Consider the following 23,787-nt stretch of genomic DNA (forward strand, 5'->3'; position numbering starts at 1 on the left):
TCAGGACAGGCCCAGTTCGTCGTCGAGGAGAGCGAACACGTCGTCGTCGGATGCGGCGTCCAGATCGAACTCACCGGTGCCGCCGGCCGAATCCTGCCGCAGCGCCGCCCACTTGGTCCTCAGTACCTCGATCCGTCCGGCCACATGCTTGAACTCCTGTGCGTCGACGCTCATTTCGGCGATCGCCTTCTCCAACTGGTCGAGCGTGGCGAGTACGGAGCCCGCGCCGGTGACCTCCTCGGTGACGAGCTGCGAGTGGAGATGGCCGACGACATCGGCCGCCGTGGGGTAGTCGAACAGCAGGGTGGCCGGCAGCCGCAGTCCGGTCGCTGCGTTCAGCCGGTTCCGGAAGTCCACCGCCGTCAGCGAGTCGAAGCCCAGTTCCTGGAACTGGCGCGTGGCACCGATCGCCGTACCGTCGGCGTGGCCGAGCACCAGGGCGGCCTGGTCCCGTACCAGCTTGAGCAGAACCTCGCGGCGCTCCTCGTCGGCCAGTCCGGTGAGCCGCCGGGCGAGCCCCGCGGCCGTCTGCGGAGCGGCTGTCGCGGCCCGCCGGGACGGGGTACGGACGAGACCCCGGAGCAGGGCCGGGACGGCGCCCTGCGCGCGCAGGGCCGCGAGATCCAGCCGTACGGGTACCACCAGCGCCCGCGCCCCGGCGACCGCGGCGTCGAACAGCGCCACGCCCTGGCCGGCGGAGAGCGGCGGCATGCCCGAGCGTGCCAGCCGTTCCATGTCGGCCTCGGTGACGCTTCCGGTCATGCCTCCCGTCTGCTCCCAGGGGCCCCAGGCGAGCGATACGCCGGGCAGCCCTTCGGCCCTGCGGTGTTCCATCAGGGCGTCCAGGAAGGTGTTGGCGGCGGCGTAGTTGGCCTGTCCGGCGCCGCCGAACACGCCTGCCACGGAGGAGAAGACAACGAACGCGCCGAGGTCGAGGTCCCGGGTCAGTTCGTGCAGATGCCAGGCGGCATCGGCCTTGGGTCGCAGTACGGTGTCGAGCCGCTCGGGCGTCAGCGAACCGATGGTGCCGTCGTCCAGCACACCGGCCGTATGCACCACCGCGGTGAGCGGGTGCTCGGCGGGTACGGCGGCCAGCACCTCGGCGAGCGCGGCGCGGTCGGCGACATCGCAGGCCGCGAGCGTGACGTCGGCACCGAGTTCTTCGAGTTCGCCGACGAGGTGCCCGGCACCGTCGGCGCCGGGGCCGCGGCGGCTGAGCAGGAGGAGACGCCGTACTCCGTGGTCGGCGACGAGATGCCGGGCCAGGACTCCGCCCAGGCCGCCGGTTCCGCCGGTGATCAGTACGGTGCCGCCGCGCTCCCACCGGCCGTCGTCGGCCGGGCCGGGCTGCCCGTCGGCCGTGGCCGGCTCGGGGCGGGCGATCCGGTCGAGCCGCGCCGCCCTGATCTCCCTTGCGCGGAGGGCGAGTTGGGGTTCGTCGGAGCCGAGGGCCCCCGGGAGTCCGGGAGCATCGGTGTCTGCTTCCGGGTGCGTCACCGGGTCGAGATCCAGCAGGCCGAAGCTGCCCGGATTCTCGGACTGTGCCGAGCGCACCAGCCCCCAGACGGCCGCGGCCGCCGGATCGGGCACTCCCCCGCCGTCCACCGCCACCGCGCCCCGGGTGACGAACACCAGGCGCGATCCGGCGAACCGCTCCTCGGCCGACCACTGCCGCACCTGCTCCAGCGTCCGGTCCAGGACCGCCCGTACGGATCCGGGTACGGTACCGGCGGCCGAGTTGCCGCGTACGGCCTCCAGGTCACCGCGTACGGCCACCAGCACGGCATCCGGCACGGGGCCGCCTTCCGTGGCCGCGGCGGCGAGCGAGGCGAGATCGTCGTAGGTCTCGGCTCGGGTGCCCGATCCGGTCAGGTCCTCGGCGAGTCCGAAGGGATCCGGCCCGATGAGCGCGACCGACTCGGGGCCGGCCTGGGGCGCCGGTACGTTGATCCACTCGACAGCGAACAGCGCATCGTGGGCGCTGCCCGCGGACTGGTTCAACTGCTCGCCGGACACCGCCCGTACGAGCAGGGAGTCGACCGTGGCGACCGGTGCGCCGGAACTGTCCGCGACGGCGATCGCCACGGCGTCCTTGCCGCCGGAGGGCGTGATCCGTACGCGCAGCGAGCCGGCGCCGGTGGCGTGCAGCGAGACACCTTCCCACGAGAAGGGCAGTCCGCCGCTGTTCTCCGTGCTCTCTCCCGCGAGGAGGGAGGCGTGGAGGGCGGAGTCGAGGAGGGCGGGGTGCAGACCGAAGGCGTCGGGCTCGGTGCCTTCGGGGAGGCTCACCTCGGCGAAGATCTCACCGTCGCGGCGCCAGGCGGCCCGTAGCCCCTGGAACACCGGACCGTACGCGAACCCGATCTCCGCGAACCGCTCGTAGCAACCGTCGATGTCCATTGTTTCGCCGCCTGTTGGCGGCCATTGCGTGGCATCGAAGTCGGTGTCCGACGAGTGGGCACGGCTGGTGAGGGTGCCGGTGGCGTGCTGGGCCCAGGGGGCGTCGGCGGCGCCTTCGGGCCGCGAGTAGACGCCTACGATGCGGCGGTCCGACTCGTCGGGGTTGCCCACCGCGACCTGCACCTGTACGGCGCCGCGCTCGGGCAGGACCAGCGGGGCGGCGAGGGTCAGTTCCTCGACGCGGTCGGCGCCGACTTCGTCGCCGGCGCGCAGGGCCAGTTCGAGCAGGGCCGTTCCGGGCAGCAGGATCCGGTCCATGACCGCGTGGTCCGCGAGCCAGGGATGGGACTGTACGGAGAGCCGTCCGGTGAACAACACGCCCTGTCCGGCGGCCAGTTCGACTGCGGCGCCGAGCAGCGGATGACCGGCGGAACCGAGACCGGCCGCGCGCACATCACCCGTACCACCAGCGCTGCCGAGTTGACCGGCCGGCCAGAACCACTGGTGCTGGAAGGCGTACGTCGGCAGCTCCACACGTCGGGCGTCTGTTCCGGCGAAGAACCGGGCCCAGCCGACCGATACACCGTGTGCGTGGGCCTGGGCCAGCGCGGTGAGAGCGGTCAGCTCCTCCGCCCTGTCCTTGCGCAGGACCGGTACGGTGACCGTCCCGTCCGGCACCGACTGTTGGGCCATGGCGGAGAGCACTCCGTCCGGACCCAACTCCAGGAGGGTGGTCACGCCTTCGTCGGTGAGGGTGCGGACGCCATCGGCGAAGCGGACGGCTTCGCGGACATGCCGTACCCAGTACTCGGCCGAGCAGAGTTCGCCGGCCGATGCGAGAGCACCGCTCACATTCGAGATCACCGGAATCGACGGCGACTGGAACGCCAGACCCTCCACGACTGTACGGAAATCATCAAGCATCGGGTCCATGAGCGGCGAGTGGAAAGCGTGCGAGACCCGCAGCCGGCTGGTCTTACGCCCGAGAGCCTCCAGTTGAGCAGCAGCCTCCACGACCGCGGCCTCGGCACCGGAAAGCACCACCGAGGAGGGGCCGTTGACGGCCCCGATCGAGACCTGGTCGGAGAGGTACGGGGTGACCTCGTCCTCAGTGGCCTGGACCGCGACCATCGCACCGCCAGCGGGCAGCGCCTGCATCAGCGCGCCTCGCGCCACCACCAGACGGCACGCATCCGCCAACGAGAAGACACCTGACACATGAGCCGCGGCGATCTCGCCGATCGAGTGCCCGGCCACAAAATCGGGCCGCACTCCCCACGACTCCACCAACCGGAAGAGAGCCACTTCGATCGCGAAGAGCGCGGGCTGGGTGAAGCCCGTCTCATTCAGCCTGTCGGTATCCTCGCCCCAGATCACCTCCCGCAGCGAACCGCCCAACTCCCCTTCCAGCACGGCGAGTACGGAGTCGAGTGCCTCGGCGAAGACCGGGAACCGCTCATACAACTCCCGGCCCATCCCCAACCGCTGCGACCCCTGCCCCGAAAACAGCACCGCCGACTTACCGCCAGCCGCCGAACCCGAGACCGCCAGCGGATCCGGCTCACCGGCCACCAGCGCGGACAGCGCCCGTACCGCCTCCGCCCCATCACCCGCCAGCACCACCGCACGATGCTCGAACACCGACCGGCCCGTCGCCAACGAGAAACCAACATCCAGCGACCGAGACCCGGCCTCCTCCACCAGAGCCAACAGCCGCGCCGCCTGCTCACGCAGCGCCTCCGGCGACTTGCCCGACAGCACCCACGGCACCACCACCTTCGCCGCATCGACCGGTTCCTCCGAAGAGGATTCCGGCTCCGCCACCGCCGTCGGCTGCTCCAGGATGATGTGGGCGTTCGTCCCGCTGATACCGAAGGACGACACACCCGCGCGCCGCACCCGCTCGGTCTCGGGCCATGCGGTCTGCTCCGTCAGCAGCTCCACCGCGCCCGCCGACCAGTCGACATGCGACGACGGCTCGGTCACATGCAGTGTCCGGGGCAGAGTCCCGTGCCGCATCGCCATGACCATCTTGATCACACCGGCCACGCCGGCTGCTGCCTGAGTGTGCCCGATGTTGGACTTCACGGAGCCGAGCAGCAGCGGACGCTCGGGGTCGCGGTCACGCCCGTACGTGGCAAGCAGCGCCTGCGCCTCGATCGGGTCACCCAGCGTCGTACCCGTACCGTGCGCCTCGACCACATCGACATCGTCGGCCGACAACCCACCGCTGGCCAGCGCCTGCCGGATCACCCGCTGCTGCGACGGACCATTCGGAGCCGTCAGGCCATTCGACGCACCATCCTGGTTGACCGCCGACCCACGCAGCACCGCCAGCACGTCACGCCCGTTGCGCCGCGCGTCCGACAGCCGCTCCAGGACCAGGATGCCAACGCCCTCCGACCAGCCCACGCCATCGGCCGTGTCCGAGAAGGCCTTGCACCGCCCGTCAGGCGAAAGCCCCCGCTGCCGCGAGAACTCCACAAACGTGCCAGGAGTCGACATCACCGTCACACCGCCGGCCAGCGCCAGCGAGCACTCGCCGCCCCGCAGGGCCTGGGCCGCGAGATGCATCGCCACGAGCGACGACGAACATGCCGTGTCCACGGTCATCGCCGGGCCTTCGAGGCCCAGGGTGTACGACACCCGGCCCGAGGCCACACTGCCCGCGCTGCCCTGGCCCTGATGCCCCTCGAACTCCTTGCCGTTCAGGGTGGTTCCGTAGTCGTTGTACATCACACCAGCGAACACACCGGTCTGACTGTCCCGCAACGACACCGGGTCGATACCCGCCCGCTCGATCGCCTCCCACGAGGCTTCCAGCAGAAGTCGTTGCTGTGAATCGGTCGCCATGGCTTCCCGGGGTGACATCCCGAAGAACGCCGGGTCGAACTCCCCCGCGTTCTCAAGGAATCCGCCCGAGCGGGTGTAGGCGGTTCCGGCGTGGTCCGGGTCGGGGTGGTACAGCGACTCGATGTCCCAGCCACGGTTGGCGGGGAACCCGGAGATCGCGTCCGTACCCTCGGTGACCAGCCGCCACAGATCCTCCGGCGACTCCACCCCGCCCGGGAACCGGCAGCTCATTCCCACGACCACGATCGGATCGTCCGCCGTCGGCGGCAGCAGCCGGGCCGGGACCGACGCCTCGGCCTCGGTGCCGAACAGTTCGTCGCGGAGATGGTCGGCCAGCGCCGCCGCGGTCGGGTAGTCGAAGATCAGTGTCGCGGTGAGCCGCAGCCCGGTCACCGTACTCAGCCGGTTCCGCAGCTCGACCGCCGTCAGCGAGTCGAAGCCCAGGTCACGGAACGGGGCGACCGCGTCGACCGCTCGCCCATCGGCGTGGCCGAGCACCAGGGCGACCTGGCTCCGTACGAGGTCCAGCAGTTCCGCCCGTCGCTCGGCGGAGGCCAGTCCCTCCAGCCGGCTCAGCAGTCCGGTGGCGGCGGCCGATCCGGCCGTGGCGTTCCGGCGGGCGCGGTTGCGGACCAACGCCCGTAGCAGCGGAGGCACTTCGCCCTGCGCTCGGAGCGCCGGGAGATCCAGCCGTACGGGTACGAGCGCCGCATCGCCGTTGGCGAGCGCGGCATCGAAGAGTGCCACGCCCTGGTCGATGGAGAGCGGTGGCATACCCGAGCGGGCCATCCGCCGCATATCGGCCTCGGTGACGCTGCCGGTCATGCCTCCCGTCCGGTCCCAGGGACCCCAGGCGAGTGACAGCCCGGGCAAGCCCTCGGCCCTGCGGTGTGCGGCCAGTGCGTCCAGGAAGGCGTTCGCGGCGGCGTAGTTGGCCTGCCCCGCGCCGCCGAACAGACCGGCCACGGAGGAGAAGACCACAAAGGCGGTGAGATCGAGGCCCTTGGTCAGTTCGTGCAGATGCCAGGCCGCGTCCGCCTTCGGGCGCAGTACGGTGTCGAGCCGCTCGGGCGTCAGCGAACCGATCGTCCCGTCGTCCAGCACACCGGCCGTATGCACCACGGCCGTCAGCGGATGCTCGGACGGCACCGAAGCCAACAAGGCCGAAGTCGCAGACCGGTCAGCGAGATCGCAGGCGGTCAGGGTGATCTCGGCGCCGTGCGCGGCGAGTTCGGCGGCCAGTTCGGATGCGCCGGGCGCTTCGGCGCCCCGTCGGCTCGCCAGCAGGAGATGCCGTACACCCCGCTCGGTCACAAGATACCGGGCGAAGACCGCGCCCAGGCCGCCCGTACCGCCGGTGATCAGGACCGTACCGTCGGCGTTCCAGAGGTGACCCGTGTCGGTGCCGGATTCGGTGCTGGTTGTACGGGTGAGGCGGCCTGCGAGGAAGTCGCCTTGTCGGACGAGCAGTTGAGGCTCGGTCGTACCGAGTGCGAGCGCCTGCGGCAGGGCTGCGAGTGACGGCTCGTCGGAGCCGAGATCCAGCAGCCCGAAGCGGCCCGGGTGTTCGGTCTGCGCGGAGCGCACCAGGCCCCAGACCGAGGCCGCGGCCACATCGGTGACCTCCTCGCCACCACCCGAGACCGCACCCGTGGTGACGAACACCAGCCGGGAGCCGGCGAACCGTTCCTCGGCGAGCCATCCGTGGACCAGCGCGAGCGCCTGGGCGCTCAACGTGTGAGCGGATTCCGCGACTTGGGCGTTCTGCTCACCGGCCACGCCCACCAGGACGGTGTCCGGCACCGGGCCTTCTCCCGCTGCCAGCGCGGCGAGGTCCGCGTATGTCTCCACGGGAGCGTCCGGCCGCGTCAGCCGTGCGGCGAGGTCCAGCGCGTCGGTGCCGAGTACGGCGACCGAGGGCAGGGCGTCCGGGCCGGCGCCGGGCACCGGAGTCCAGGCGAGCCGGAACAGGGAGTTCGCGGCGGCAGCGGCGGCTCCGGTGTCACCGAGTCCGTCGCCCGAAATGGCTCGTACGAGGAGCGCGTCGACCGAGGCGACCGGGGCACCGGCTGTGTCGGCGACGCTGATCGAGAGCGATTCGTTGCCGGCGGGCGCGATCCGTACGCGGAGCGCCGAGGCGCCGGTGGCGTACAGCGAAACACCCTGCCAGGAGAAGGGCAGTCCACCGCTGTTCTCCGTGCCCTCTCCCGCGAGGAGGGAGGCGTGGAGGGCGGAGTCGAGGAGGGCGGGGTGCAGACCGAAGGCGTCGGGCTCGATGCCTTCGGGGAGGCTCACCTCGGCAAAGATCTCACCATCACGGCGCCAGGCGGCCCGCAGCCCCTGGAACACCGGACCGTACGCGAAGCCGATCTCCGCGAACCGCTCGTAGCAGCCGTCGACTTCAAGCGCTTTGGCGTTCGCTGGCGGCCATTGTGTCGCGTCGAATCCGGTGGGTGCCTGGGTCCGGGGGTCGGCCGTCAGAACACCGGTGGCGTGCTGGGTCCATGGGACATCCGTAGCGCCTTCGGGGCGGGAGTGAATGGTGACGGTACGCCGACCGGTGTCATCGGCGACTCCGACCCGTACCTGCGTCTGGATGGCACCGCGCTCCGGCAGGACGAGCGGGGCCGCGAGGGTCAGCTCGTCGACGTGGTCGCAACCGACCTCGTCGCCGGCCCGGAAGGCCAGTTCGAGCAGGGCGGTTCCGGGCAGCAGGACCCTGCCCATGACGGTGTGATCGACGAGCCACGGGTGGGTACCGACCGAGAGCCGGCCGGTGAAGAGCATTCCCTCGCCCTCGGCCAGCTCGACCGCGGCGCCCAGCAGCGGATGCCCGGCGGAGCCGAGTCCGGCCGCGCGCACATCACCTGTACCGCTGCCCGCGAGAGGGCCAGCCGGCCAGAACCACTGGTGCTGGAAAGCGTATGTCGGCAGCTCCACGCGCTGAGCACCTGTTCCGGCGAAGAACCCGGTCCAGTCGACCGCCACGCCCTTCGCGTGCATCTGTGCCAACGCGGTGAGGGCGCTCAGCTCTTCCGGCCTGCCCTTGCGGAGAACCGGTACGGTGACCGTCCCGTCCGGCACCGACTCCTGGGCCATGGTGGAGAGCACCCCGTCCGGGCCCAACTCGATGAACTTCGTTACGCCTTGACCGGCGAGCGAGCCGATGCCATCGGCGAAGCGCACGGCTTCGCGGACATGCCGTACCCAGTACTCGGCCGAGCAGAGTTCGTCGGCCGATGCGAGAGCACCGCTCACATTCGAGATCACCGGGATGGACGGCGGCTGGAACGCCAGGCCCTCCACGACTGTACGGAAATCATCGAGCATCGGATCCATGAGCGGCGAGTGGAAAGCGTGCGAGACGCGCAGCCGGCTGATCTTGCGGCTGAGAGCCTCCAGTTGAGCGGCAGCCTCCAACACCGCGTCCTCGGCACCCGAAACCACCACCGAGGAGGGGCCGTTGACCGCGGCGATCGACACGTGCTCGGAGAGGTACGGAGTGACCTCGTCCTCGGTCGCCTGGATCGCGACCATCGCGCCGCCAGCAGGCAGCGCCTGCATCAGCGCGCCTCGCGCCACCACCAGACGGCACGCATCCGCCAGCGAGAACACCCCCGCCACATGAGCCGCCGCGATCTCGCCAATCGAGTGCCCGGCCACAAAATCGGGCCGCACTCCCCACGACTCCACCAACCGGAACAGTGCCACTTCGATCGCAAAGAGCGCGGGCTGCGTGAACCCCGTCTCATTCAGCCGGTCGGCATCCTCGCCCCAGATCACCTCCCGCAGCGAGCACCCCAACTCCCCGTCCAGCAGGGCGAGTACGGAGTCGAGTGCCTCGGCGAAGACCGGGAACCGCTCATACAACTCACGGCCCATCCCCAACCGCTGCGAACCCTGCCCCGAGAACAGCACCGCCGACTTACCGCCAAGCACCGAACCCGAGACCGCCAGCGGATCCGGCTCACCGGCCACCAGCGCCGACAGCGCCCGTACCGCCTCCGCCCGATCACCCGCCAGCACCACCGCACGATGCTCAAACACCGACCGGCCCGTCACCAACGAGAAACCAACATCCAGCGACCGAGACCCGACCTCCTCCACCAGCGCCAGCAACCGCGCCGCCTGGTCACGCAACGCCTCCGGCGACTTGCCCGACAGCACCCACGGCACCACCGCAGGCTCGGCCAGTACCTCCGAAGAAGTCTCCGGCGCGCTCACGCTCGTCGGCTGTTCCAGGATGACGTGCGCGTTCGTACCACTGATCCCGAACGACGACACACCCGCTCGCCGCGCACGCCCCGCCTCCGGCCAGGCGGTCTGCTCGGTGAGCAGTTCCACCGCGCCTTCCGACCAGTCCACATGCGACGAGGGAGCGTCAACGTGGAGCGTCTGCGGCAGCACGCCGTACCGCATCGCCAGCACCATCTTGATCACACCGGCCACACCGGCCGCGGCCTGCGTGTGCCCGATGTTGGACTTCACCGACCCCAGCCACAGCGGTCGCTCCGGGTCGCGGTCACGACCGTACGTGGCAAGCAGCGCCTGCGCCTCGATCGGGTCACCCAGCGTCGTGCCCGTACCGTGCGCCTCGACCACATCCACATCGTCGGCCGACAGTCCACCACTGGCCAACGCCTGCCGAATAACACGCTGCTGCGAAGGACCATTCGGAGCCGTCAGACCATTCGACGCACCGTCCTGGTTCACCGCCGACCCGCGCACCACCGCCAGCACGTCATGCCCATTGCGCCGGGCATCCGACAGCCGCTCCAGCACCAGCATGCCCACACCCTCGGACCAGCCCACACCGTCAGCCGTGTCCGAGAACGCCTTGCACCGCCCGTCGGGCGAAAGCCCTCGCTGCCGCGAGAACTCCACAAACGTGCCCGGAGTCGACATCACCGTCACACCGCCGGCCAACGCCAGCGAGCATTCACCACTTCGCAGCGCCTGCATCGCCCAGTGCATCGCCACCAACGACGACGAACACGCCGTATCCACCGTCACCGCAGGCCCCTCAAGACCCAGCGTGTACGACACCCGCCCCGACGCCACACTGCCCGCGCTGCCCTGACCCTGGAACCCTTCGAATTCTTCGCCGTTGAGCGTTGTCCCGTAGTCGTTGTACATCACACCGGCGAACACACCGGTCTGGCTGTCCCGCAACGACACCGGGTCAATACCGGCCCGCTCGATCGCCTCCCACGAGGTCTCCAGCAACAGCCTCTGCTGCGAGTCCGTCGCCATCGCCTCACGCGGCGACATCCCGAAGAACGCAGGGTCGAACTCCCCTGCGTCGTGCAGGAATCCACCCGACCGCGTGTACGACGTGCCGGTGCGCTCCGGGTCCGGGTCGTAGAGTGCGTCCACATCCCAGCCACGATTCACCGGGAAGTCCGACACCACATCCGCGCCCTCGGACACCACACGCCACAGATCCTCCGGCGACGCCACCCCGCCCGGGAAGCGGCAGGCCATACCGACCACCACAACCGGATCGTCGCCCATCGGCGGCAGCGAGGACACCGGGATCGCCACCTCGGCCTCGGTGCCGAGCAGTTCATCGAGGAGATGGTCCGCCAGCGCCGACAGTGTCGGGTAGTCGAACACCATCGTGGCGGGCAGCCGCAGGCCGGTGGCGGTGTTGAGCCGGTTGCGCAGTTCCACCGCGGTGAGCGAGTCGAAGCCGAGGTCACGGAACGCCCGACCCGAGTCGATGTCGGCGCCGCCGGCATGCCCCAGCACCAGGGCCGCCTGGGCCCGTACGAGGTCCAGCACCACTTCCCTCTGATCGGCCGTTTCCAGCAGGCCCAGCCGCCGTACCAGACCGCCATCCGCACCCGGACCGGCCGACGCCACACGGCGCGACGGTGTCCGGATCAGCCCGCGCAGGAGCGCCGGTACGGTGCCCAGGGCCCGCAGCACCGGCAGGTCCAGCCGTACGGGTACGACGGCGGCCTCACCGGTCGCGAGCGCGGCGTCGAACAAGGCCAGGCCCTGCTCCACCGACAGCAGCGGCATACCCGCGTCCGCGGCCCGTCGTACATCGCGCTCGTCAAGGGTGCTGGTCATACCCGCGCCCTGGCCCCATGGACCCCAGGCGAGCGACAGCCCCGGCAGGCCCTCGGCCTGGCGGCGCGCCGCCAGGGCATCCAGGAAGGCGTTGCCCGCCGCGTAGTTGGCCTGGCCCGCGCCACCGAACGTACCGGCGACCGAGGAGAACACCACAAACCCGGCGAGATCGAGATCCCGGGTCAGTTCGTGAAGATGCCAGGCCGCGTCCGCCTTCGGCCGCAGCACCCGCGCCAGCCGCTCGGGTGACAGCGAACCGACCACACCGTCGTCCAGTACACCGGCCGTATGCACCACTGCGGTCAGCGGATGTTCGGCGGGCACCGACGCCAGCAGTCCGGCCAGCGCTTCCCGGTCCGCCACATCACACGCGGCGATCGAGACATCGGCACCCAAGTCCCGCAGGTCCGCAGCCAGTTCCTCGGCACTGTCGGCAGCCGGGCCTCGACGGCTGGTCAGCAGGAGATGCCGTACGCCGCGCTCACCGACAAGATGGCGGGCCAGCACACCACCGAGACCGCCCGTACCGCCCGTGATCAGAACCGTGCCTTCGGGGTCCCATACGGGGCTGTCCGTGGCGGGCTCGGTCGCGGTCATCCTGGCCAGGCGTCCGGCGCGGATGCCGCCGTCGCGGACGAGCAATTGCGGCTCTTCCACGCCAAGTGCCCCGGGCAGCAGGGCAACTGACGATTCGTCGGAGTCCAGGTCGATCAGTCCGAAGCTGCCCGGGTTCTCCGTCTGTGCGGAGCGCACCAGGCCCCAGACCGAGGCCGCGGCCACATCGGCGACCTCCTCGCCACCGCCCGCGACCGCGCCCGTGGTGACAAACACCAGCCGGGAGTCGGCGAACCGTTCCTCGGCGAGCCATTCCTGCACCAGGGCCAGGGCGCCGGCGGTCAACGCATGGACGGAGTCGACGACTTCGGCTCCGTACGCGCTGGCCACGCCCACCAGCACCGCGCCCGCCACCGGCTCGGCACCGGCCGCGAGCGAGGCCAGATCGGTGTGCCGGGTGACCTCGGTGCCCGTACGTTCCAGCCCCTCGGCCAGTCCAACGACGTCCGCGCCGACCAGCGCGACCGCGCCGGAAAGCGCTTCGGACGGCAGCGCGACCGGCACCCAGCCGACCCCGAACAGCGCGTCCTGGTCCTGCCCGCCAGCACCGTTCAACTGCTCGCCCGACACGGCCCGTACGAGGAGCGAGTCGACCGAGGCAACCGGGGCACCGGCCGTATCGGCGACAGCGATCGAGAGCGCTTCATTGCCGGCGGGGGCGATCCGTACGCGGAGTGCCGAAGCGCCGGTCGCGTACAGCGAGACACCTTCCCAGGAGAAGGGCAGTCCGCCGCCGTTTTCCGTGCTCTCCCCCGCGAGGAGGGAGGCGTGCAGGGCGGAGTCGAGCAGCGCGGGGTGCAGACCGAACGCACCCGGCTCAGTGCCTTCGGGGAGGCTCACCTCGGCGAAGATCTCACCGTCACGGCGCCAGGCGGCCCGCAGCCCCTGGAACACCGGACCGTACGCGAACCCGATCTCCGCGAACCGCTCATAGCAGCCCTCAACGGCCAGGGATTCAGCGTTCGTCGGCGGCCACACGGTGGCATCGAAGTCGGTGGACCCGGTCCGGGCACCCGCGGTCAGCAGCACACCTGCGGCATGCTGTGTCCACGGCCGCTCGTCGGCTCCATCGGGGCGGGAATGGACCACCATCGCGCGGCGGCCGGTGTCGTCGGCGACTCCGACGCGTACCTGCACCTGCACCGCGCCCTGCTCGGGCAGCACCAGCGGGGCGGCAAGGGTCAGCTCCTCGACCCGGTCACAACCCACCTCGTCCCCCGCCCGGAACGCCAGCTCCAGCAGCCCCGTCCCGGGCAGCAGCACCCGGCCCATCACGGCGTGGTCGGCGAGCCAGGGATGTGACTGCACCGACAGCCGACCGGTGAACAACACCCCTTCGCCCTCGGCCAGTTCGACAGCGGCTCCGAGGAGCGGGTGACCGGCCGGACCAAGGCCCGCGGCCCGCATATCACCCGTACGGCCGCCGAGCGCGCCCACCGGCCAGAACCAGCGGTGCTGGAAGGCGTACGTCGGAAGATCCACCCGCCGGGCACCGGTACCGGCGAACACTGCGGCCCGGTCGAGGGGCACGCCCTGCACATGGAGGGACGCCCAGGCGGTGAGAGCGGTCAGCTCTTCCGGCCGGTCCTTGCGGAGGACCGGCACCATGACCGCGTCGTCCCCGGCGGACTCGCGCGCCAGGGCCGAGAGAACTCCGTCGGGCCCCAGCTCCAGGTACGTGCGAACGCCCGCGGTCTCCAAGGTGCGGACGCCATCGGCGAAGCGGACGGCTTCGCGGACATGGCGTACCCAGTACTCGGGCGAGCACAGCTCGTCGGCAGAAGCGAGAGCACCGCTCACATTCGAGATCACCGGAATCGACGGCGACTGGAAGGCCAGCCCCTCGGCCACCGCGCGGAAGTCGTCCAGCATCGGGTCCATCAACGGCGAGTGGAAGGCGTGCGAGACGCGCAGACGGCTGGTCTTGCGGCCCAGGGCCTCCAGCTCGGCCGCGACCGCCACGACCGCGTCCTCCGCGCCGGAGATCACCACCGAAGTCGGACCGTTGACGGCGGCGATCGACACGCGCTCGGAGAGGTACGGGGTGACCTCGTCCTCCGTCGCCTGCACCGCGACCATCGCACCACCGGCCGGGAGCGCCCGCATCAGCGCACCCCGAGCCACCACCAGACGGCACGCATCGTCCAGCGAGAACACCCCCGCCACATGAGCAGCGGCAATCTCACCGATCGAATGCCCAGCAACGAAATCGGGCCGAACTCCCCACGATTCCACCAGCCGGAACAACGCCACTTCGATCGCGAAGAGCGCTGGCTGGGTGAACCCCGTATCGTTCAGCGATTCGGCGTCGTCGCCCCAGATGACCTCCCGCAGCGAGCAGTCCAACTCCCCGTCCAACAGGGCGAGTACGGAGTCGAGCGCCTCGGCGAAGACCGGGAACCGCTCATACAACTCCCGGCCCATCCCCAGCCGCTGCGACCCCTGACCCGAGAACAGCACCGCCGACTTACCGCCGAGCACCGAACCCGAGACCGCCAGCGGATCCGGCTCGCCGGCCACCAGCGCCGACAACGCCCGCACGGCCTCCTCCCGATCACCCGCCAGCACCACCGCACGCTGATCAAACAAAGACCGGCCTGTCGCCAACGAGAAGCCGACGTCCACCGGCCGCAACTCGGAACCCCGCGTTTCGATCAACGACTGCAGTCGCGCCGCCTGACCCCGCAGCGCCTCGGGCGACTTCCCCGACAGCACCCACGGCACCACCGCAGGCTCCGTCGCCGAAGCCGCAGAGGCTGCGGAAGCCGCCGTAGCTTCCGTCCCGCCGACCACCGTCCCCTGGATCACCGTGGGCGGCTGCTCCAAGATCACATGCGCGTTCGTCCCGCTGATCCCGAACGATGACACCGCCGCCCGCCGCGCCCGGTCGACCTCCGGCCAGGCGGTCTGCTCGGACAGCAGCTCCACCGCGCCTTCCGACCAGTCGACATGCGAGGACGGCGCCTCGGCGTGGAGCGACTGCGGCAGCACCCCATGGCGCATCGCCATGACCATCTTGATGATGCCCGCGACACCGGCCGCCGCCTGGGTGTGACCGATGTTGGACTTCACCGACCCCAGCAGCAGCGGTCGCTCGGGATCCCGGTCCCGCCCGTACGTCGCGAGCAGCGCCTGCGCCTCGATCGGGTCACCCAGCGTCGTACCCGTACCATGCGCCTCCACCACATCGACGTCATCGGCCGACAACCCACCACTGGCCAGCGCCTGCCGGATCACACGCTGCTGCGAAGGACCATTCGGAGCCGTCAGACCATTGGAAGCGCCGTCCTGGTTGACCGCCGACCCGCGCACCACCGCCAGCACCTCATGCCCATTACGCCGGGCATCCGAAAGACGCTCCAGCACCAGCATGCCCACACCCTCCGACCAGCCCACACCATCGGCCGACTCGGAGAACGCCTTGCACCGCCCGTCGGGGGCAAGGCCCCGCTGGCGCGAGAAGTCCACGAACACCGTCGGTGTCGACATGACGGTCACACCGCCGGCCAGCGCCAGCGAGCACTCACCACTCCGCAGCGCCTGCATCGCCCAGTGCATCGCCACCAACGACGACGAACACGCCGTATCCACCGTCACCGCAGGCCCCTCAAGACCCAGTGTGTACGACACCCGCCCCGACGCCAGGCTGGTGCTGCCTCCGCCCTGGAAGCCCTCGAACTCGGGGCTCGCCAGTACGGCGGTGTAGTCGCTGTACATCACACCGGCGAACACACCGGTCGCTGTGCCCCGCAGCGACACCGGGTCGATTCCCGCCCGCTCGACGGCCTCCCACGAGGCTTCCAGAAGCAACCGCTGCTGCGAGTCCGTGGCGAGCGCCTCGCGCGGTGACATGCCGAAGAAGTCCGGGTCGAACTCCCCCGCCTGGTGCAGGAATCCGCCTTCACGGGTGTAGGAGGTGCCCATGTGGTCGGGGTCCGGGTGGAACAGTCCGTCGACGTCCCAGCCCCGGTTGGTCGGGAATCCCGAGATGGCGTCCCCGCCCTCCGTGACGAGCTGCCACAGATCCTCGGGCGAGGTCACACCGCCCGGATACCGGCAGCTCATCCCCACGACGACGATCGGATCGTCGGCCACCGCGGCCGACCGTACCGCGACAGGTGCTGCCAACTCGGCTTCCGAGCCGAGCAGTTCATCGAGAAGATGGTCGACGAGTGTCTGTACGGTGGGGTAGTCGAAGGCCATCGTCGCGGGCAGCCGGAGCCCGGTGACGGTGTTGAGGCGGTTACGCAGTTCGACCGCAGTCAGGGAGTCGAAGCCCAACTCGCGGAAGGCACGCCCCGGATGGACGGCTGCGGCGTCGGCATGGCCCAGGACGAGGGCGACCTGCCCGCGTACGAGATCCAGCAGCACCTCTTGACGCTCGACACCGGTGAGACCGACCAGGCGTTCGACCAGTCCGGTCGCCGCGGCCGATCCGGCCACCGCGGCCCGCCGGGAGCGGGTGCGGATCAACGCCCGTAGCAGCGGCGGGACTTCGCCCTGTGCGCGGAGTGCCGGCAGGTCCAGCCGTACCGGCGCCAGTACGGCGTCCCCGGTGGCCAGCGCCGCTTCGAACAGCGCGAGGCCCTGGGCCACCGGCAGGGGCGGTACGCCCGAGCGCGCCATCCGGTCGGTGTCGGCGTCCGTCAGTGTGCCGGTCATACCGCCGGACTGGTCCCATGGGCCCCAGGCCAGCGAGACGCCTGGCAGCCCCTCGGCCCGGCGACGCTCGATGAGCGCGTCCAGGAAGGCGTTGCCAGCCGCGTAGTTGCCCTGACCGGGGCTGCCGAAGACGGCCGCCGCCGAGGAGAAGACGACAAACGCGGTGAGATCGAGGTCCCGGGTCAGTTCGTGCAGATGCCAGGCCGCATCGACCTTGGGCCGCAGCACATGGTCCAGCCGTTCCGGGGTGAGCGAGCCCGCCAGGCCGTCGTCCAGGACTCCCGCCGCGTGCACGACGGCCGAGATACGGTGCCGCTCCAGCAGTTCCGCGAGTGCGTCGCGGTCCGTCACGTCGCAGGCTTCCGCGATGGCGTCGACGCCTTGCGACTCCAGCTCCGCGACGAGTTCCGCCGCGCCTTCGGCGGCCGGACCGCGCCGGCTGACCAGCAGGAGCCGTCGTACGTTGTGTTCCGCCACCAGGTGGCGCGCCAGCAGGGCGCCCAGACCGCCCGTTCCACCGCTGATCAGCACACTGCCGCCGTCGGTGTCCCAGACGGGGCGCGCGTCGTGTTCGGCGGCCGGCCTGCGCACCAGGCGTCCGGCGCGGACCTCACCGCCCCGTACGAGCAGTTGTGGTTCGTCCAGGTCCAGTGCCCACAGCGGAAGATCCGCCGCGGCCTCATCGCCCGCGAGCCCAGGGCGGGCGCCGGGATCGATGCCGGGGTCAAGGCCGGGGTCGAGATCGATCAGGCCGAAGCAGCCGGGGTTCTCCGACTGCGCGGACCGTACGAGACCCCTGGCCGCGGCCGCCGCCGGATCGTGCCCGCCCACAGCGCCGCGCGTCACAAAGACAAAGCGGGAGCCGGCGAGGCGTTCCTCGGTCAGGCGCTCCTGGATCCGCTCCAGGACCTGGTGGGTGAGGGCGTGCGCGGTGTCGGCGGGGTCGGCGGTGTCGGTGCCAGGCGCTCCCGACACCGGGATCAGCACCACATCGGCGGCCGTGGTGTCATGCGCGGAGTCGGTCCACACCTCGGCCGACGCGTCGGCCAGGGCGTCGGTCAGGCCCAGGGTGTCCGGGCCGGCCACCGCCACCGTACGGCCGGAGACCGCACCGGACGACGGAGCCGCGACCGGGGTCCAGTCCAGGCGGAACAGCGCGTCCCGCGTCAGTGCCGCGGAGTCGTCGAGGGTGTCGGTGGACAGCGCCCGCATCGCCAGCGACTCCACCGACGCGACCGGCGCCCCCGTGGTGTCGGCGACGGCGATCGACACCGCTCCGTCGGCGGTACGGGACAGCCTGACCCGTACGGCGGACGCCCCCGAAGCGCGCAGGGACACACCGCTCCACGAGAAGGGGATACGGCCGCCCTGCCGCTCAGCACCATCGGCGGGCGCGTCGATGAACCAGGCCGCGTGGAGGCCCGCGTCCAGCAGTGCGGGGTGCAGTCCGAACGCGTCCGCGTCGGCCAGGACGCCTTCGGGCAGGCTCAGTTCGGCGAAGACCTCGCCGTCGAGCCGCCAGGCGGCGCGCAGGCCCTGGAAGACCGGACCGTACGCGAAACCGTGCTCGGCGCGCGCTTCGTAGAAGCCGTCCAGGTCGACGGGTTCGGCGCCCGCCGGGGGCCAGACCGTGGCATCGAAGTCGGTGACAGCGAGATCAGTGGCAGCCGTGTGAGTGTCGGCGTTGTGCGGATCGGCGGTCAGTACGCCCGTGGCGTGCTGGGTCCAGGGTTCCTCGGCCGCCCCTTCGGGCCGCGAGTGGATGGTGACCGTACGCCGGCCACGCTCGTCGGCGACACCGACTCGTACCTGTGTCTGCATGGCGCCACGCTCGGGCAGCACCAGCGGGGCGGCAAGGGTCAGCTCCTCGACGCGGTCGCTGCCGACTTCGTCACCGGCGCGGATCGCCAGTTCCAGCAGGGCGGTTCCGGGCAGCAGGATCCGGCCCATGACCGCGTGGTCGGCCAGCCAGGGGTGCGACCGTACGGAGAGGCGGCCGGTGAACAACACGCCTTCGTCCTCGGCCAGTTCGACCACACCGTTGAGCAGCGGATGCCCCGCGGACACCAGGCCGACGGCGGTTGCGTCGGCGACGCCGCGCGAGCCGTCCGGCCAGAACGGCTGGTGCTCGAAGGCGTAGGTGGGCAGCTCGACACGGGAGGCGCCGGTCCCGGCGAAATACCGGTGCCAGTTCACGGCGACACCGCTCACATGGAGCTGAGCGAGTGCGGTGACGGCCGACAGTTCCTCGGAGCGGTTCTTGCGGAGTGCCGGCACCGTGATCGCACCGTCGGGCACCGACTCCCGGGCCATCGCGGAGAGGACTCCGTCGGGTCCCAGCTCCAGCAGAACGGTGACGCCTTGGTCGGCGAGGGTACGGACACCGTCCGCGAACCGGACCGCTTCGCGGACATGCCGTACCCAGTAGTCCGCCGAGCACAGCTCCTCGGACGAAGCGAGAGCACCGCTCACATTCGAGATCACCGGAATCGACGGCGTCTGGAACGTCAGCCCCTCGGCCACGGCCCGGAAGTCATCCAGCATCGGATCCATCAACGGCGAGTGGAAGGCATGCGAAACCCGCAGCCGGCTGGTCTTACGGCCCAGCGCCTCCAGTTCCGCCGCCACCTCCAGAACCGCATCCTCAGCACCGGAAAGCACCACCGAGGACGGTCCGTTGACGGCCGCGATCGAGACGCGGTCGTTGAGGTACGGAGTGACTTCGTCCTCCGTCGCCTGCACCGCGACCATCGCACCGCCGGCCGGCAGCGCCCGCATCAGCGACCCCCGCGCCACCACCAGACGACACGCATCCTCCAGCGAGAACACCCCCGCCACATGAGCAGCCGCGACCTCACCGATCGAATGACCCGCCACAAAATCAGGAGTCACACCCCACGACTCCACCAACCGGAACAACGCGACCTCAACCGCGAACAACGCAGGCTGAGTAAAGCCCGTATCGTTCAGCAGCTCAGCGTCTTCGCCCCACATCACCTCCCGCAGCGAGCGCCCCAACTCCCGGTCCAGCAAGGCCAGTACAGAATCCAGCGCCTCCGCGAACACCGGGAACCGCCCGTACAACTCCCGGCCCATGCCGAGCCGTTGAGAACCCTGGCCGGTGAACAAGAACGCCGTCTTCCCGGCGACGACCGATCCCGACACCACCAAGGCGTCCGGCTCGCCCACCGCGAGCGCCGCCAACGCCCTTACCGTCTCCGTGGGTTCACCAGTCGGCACCACCGCGCGGTGCTCGAACCTCGACCGGCCCGTGGCCAGCGAGAAACCGATGTCCACCGGCCGCAGTCCGGGCCGGGCCTGGAGGTACGAGAGGAGCCGGGCGGCCTGGCCGCGCAGCGCCTCGGGCGTCTTGCCCGAAAGCACCCATGGCACCACACCGGGCTCGGCCACCGGCGCTTCGGCACCGTCGGCCACCGTTTCCTGGATCACCATGGGCGGCTGTTCCAGCACCACATGGGCGTTGGTGCCGCTGATACCGAACGACGACACACCGGCCCGCCGCACCCGGTCGACGTCCGGCCATGCGGTCGGCTGGGTGACCAGTTCCACCGCGCCCGCCGACCAGTCGACGTGGGAGGAGGGTTCGGTGACATTGAGTGTGCGCGGGAATGTGCCGTGCCGCATCGCCATGACCATCTTGATCACACCCGCGGCACCGGCGGCGGCCTGGGTGTGGCCGAGGTTGGACTTCACCGACCCCAGCAGCAGCGGACGCTCGGGGTCGCGATCACGACCGTACGTCGCGAGCAGTGCCTGCGCCTCGATCGGGTCGCCCAGGATCGTACCCGTACCATGCGCCTCCACCGCGTCCACATCCGCAGGCGACAGACCACCACTGGCCAGAGCCTGCCGGATCACCCGCTGCTGCGAAGGACCATTCGGCGCGGTGAGACCGTTCGACGCGCCGTCCTGATTCACCGCACTGCCCCGCACCACAGCCAGAATCTCGTGGCCGTTGCGCCGCGCGTCCGACATGCGTTCCAGGAGGAGCATGCCGATGCCCTCGGACCAGCCGACGCCGTCGGCGGACTCGGAGAAGGGCTTGGAGCGGCCGTCGGGGGCGAGACCGCGCTGCCGCGAGAATTCCACAAAGGTGTCGGGGACGGACATCACGGTGACACCGCCGGCCAGCGCCAGCGAGCATTCACCGCTCCTGAGCGCCTGGGCCGCGAGATGCATCGCGACGAGCGACGATGAGCACGCCGTGTCGACCGTCATCGCGGGGCCTTCAAAACCGAAGGTGTACGAGACACGGCCCGAGGCCACACTCAGTGCGCTGCCCTGGCCCTGGAATCCTTCGAACTCCTTCCCGTTCAGGGTGGTGTTGTAGCCGCTGTACATCACACCGGCGAACACACCGGTCTGGCTGTCACGCAGCGAGAGCGGGTCGATTCCGGCTCGCTCGATCGCCTCCCACGACGTCTCCAGCAACAGCCGCTGCTGCGAGTCCGTCGCCATCGCCTCCCGCGGTGACATCCCGAAGAACGCAGGGTCGAACTCCCCCGCGTCGTGCAGGAATCCACCCGAGCGTGTGTACGACGTGCCGGTGTGCTCCGGATCCGGGTCGTAGAGTGCGTCCACATCCCAGCCACGGTTGACCGGGAAGTCCGACACCACGTCGGCCCCCTCGGACACCACACGCCACAGATCCTCCGGCGAACCGATGCCACCGGGGAAGCGGCAGGCCATACCGACCACCACAACCGGGTCGTCGTCGAGCAGGGCCCGGGAGAGTTCGGGTGCGACGGCGGCCAAGTCGGCGTCCGGGCCGAGGAGTTCTTCGAGGAGATGGTCCGCCAGGGCCACCACTGTCGGATAGTCGAAGACCATGGTGGCCGGCAGCCGCAGGCCGGTCGCGGTGTTGAGCCGGTTGCGCAGTTCCACCGCGGTGAGCGAGTCGAAGCCCAGATCGCGGAAGGCGCGCGCCGGGTCGACCCCGTCGCCGCTCGCGTGGCCCAGCACCATGGCCGCCTGGTCGCGCACCAGCGTGAGCAGTGTGGTGTGCCGTTCGGCGCGCTCCAGCCGGCTGAGGCGCTCGGCCAGACCGCCGTCCGCGCCCGCTCCGGCCGCTCCGGGGCCGGTGGCCACGGTACGCCGGGTGCCCGTACGGACCAGCCCGCGCAGGACCGCTGGTACGGAGCCCTTGGCCCGCAGGACGGGCAGGTCGAGCCGTACGGGTACGACAGCAGCGTCGCCGGTCGCGAGCGCAGCGTCGAACAGGGCGAGGCCCTGCTCCACCGAGAGCAGCGGCATGCCCGACTCGGCGGCCCTGCGCACATCGCGCTCGTCGAGACCGCTGGTCATGCCCGCGCCCTGGCCCCAGGGGCCCCAGGCGAGCGAGAGACCAGGCAGGGCCTCGGCCTGTCGGCGGGCGGCCAGAGCATCCAGGAAGGCGTTGCCCGCCGCGTAGTTGGCCTGTCCGGGGCCGCCGAACGTACCGGCGACCGAGGAGAACACCACAAACCCGGCCAGGTCGAGATCCCGGGTCAGTTCGTGAAGGTGCCAGGCGGCGTCGGCCTTGGGACGGAGTACGGAGGCGAGCCGCTCGGGCGTCAGGGAACCGATGACACCGTCGTCCAGCACACCGGCCGTATGCACGACGGCGGTCAGGGGATGCTCAGCGGGCACCGAGGCCAGCAGTCCGGCCAGCGCATCCCGGTCCGCCACGTCACACGCGGTAATAACGACCTCGGCAGCGCCCAACTCCCGTAGTTCGGCAGCAAGTTCCTCCGCGCCCTCGGCAGCCGGGCCACGACGGCTGGTCAGCAGCAGATGCCGGACACCCCGCTCCCGCACCAAGTGGCGTGCCAGCAGACCGCCCAGACCGCCCGTGCCGCCGGTGATCAGGACCGTACCCGCCGGATCCCACACACGCGGCATCGTCAGCACGATCTTGCCCACATGCCTGGCCATGCTCATGAAACGGAACGCATCCCGCGCCCGACGCACATCCCACGACCGCACCGGCAGCGGCTCCAGCACACCCCGGCCGAACAGACCCATCAGCGAGACAAGCATCCGCTGAATGCCCTCGGGCTCCACCCAGCCGAGGTCGAACGCCTGGTAGTCCACCCCCTCGGGCAGGCCTCCGGCCTCGCGGATGTCCGTCTTGCCCATCTCCAGGAACCGGCCACCGGGACTCATCAGCCGCAGCGACGCGTCCACGAACTCACCGGCCAGCGAGTTCAGAACGACATCGACACCCTCGCCATCGGTGACCTGGGAGAAGGCCGCCTCGAAGTCGGTGGTACGGGAGGACGCGATGTGGTCCTCGGCGACACCGAGTCCGCGCAGGGCGTCCCACTTGCCCTCGCTCGCCGTCGCGAAGACCTCAGCGCCCAGATGGTGGGCCAGTTGAATGGCCGCCATACCCACACCACCGGCACCGGCGTGGATCAGCACCCGCTCGCCCCGGCCCAGGCCCGCCAGTTCGATGAGGGCGTGATAGGCCGTCAGGAACACCAGCGGCATCGAGGCCGCCGTCTCCCACGACCACTCCCCGGGCAGCGGGGCGAGAAGCCGCGCGTCGCCCACCACCAGTGAGCCGAAACCGCCCGAGACCAGACCGGTGACCCGGTCGCCGGGGCGCAGTCCGGTGACCTCGGGACCGACCTCGACAACCACGCCGGAGGCCTCGCGCCCCATGCGCCCGGCGTCGCCGGGATACATGTCGAGCGCCTTGAGGACATCGCGGAAGTTCACTCCGGCCGCGCGGACCTCGATCCGTACGTCGTGGCCGGTCAGCGGATCGAGCACCTCCGGGAACGGCTCCAGCGCCAGACCGTCCAGGCTGCCCTTCTCCCGGCTGTCCAGCCGCCAGGGCACTCCGGCCGGCGGCACCAGGCCCGTACCGGACTCCAGGCGCGCGAGCCGACCGACACGCAGTCCTCCGTCGCGGACGGCCATCTGTGGCTCGTCCGTACCGAGCGAGTCGGCGAGCCGGGCGGGGCCGTCGTCCTCAAAGCCGAGGTCGAGCAGGCCGAAGCAGCCCGGGTTCTCCGTCTGGGCCGAGCGGACCAGGCCCCAGACCGCGGCGGCGGCCACATCGGTGACCTCCTCGTCGCCCGCCGCCACGGCGCCTCGGGTCACGAACACCAGCCGGGAACCGGCGAACCGCTCACCGGCCAGCCACTCCTGGACCAGCGCCAGGGCGCCGGC

General features: G+C 70.6%; 1 protein-coding gene (only partly in view). It reads right to left on the reverse strand.

What is annotated here, in order from left to right:
- On the reverse strand, positions 1-23,787 hold the 3' portion of the coding sequence (locus tag ACFU9P_RS27395) for an SDR family NAD(P)-dependent oxidoreductase (protein WP_384085673.1). Its footprint extends 9,168 nt past the window's final position; 23,787 of the gene's 32,955 nt are visible here — the last part of the coding sequence; its start codon lies beyond the right edge, outside the window; it ends in the stop codon at positions 1-3.

Source organism: Streptomyces sp. NPDC057617 (assembly GCF_042800555.1).
Classification (GTDB): domain Bacteria; phylum Actinomycetota; class Actinomycetes; order Streptomycetales; family Streptomycetaceae; genus Streptomyces.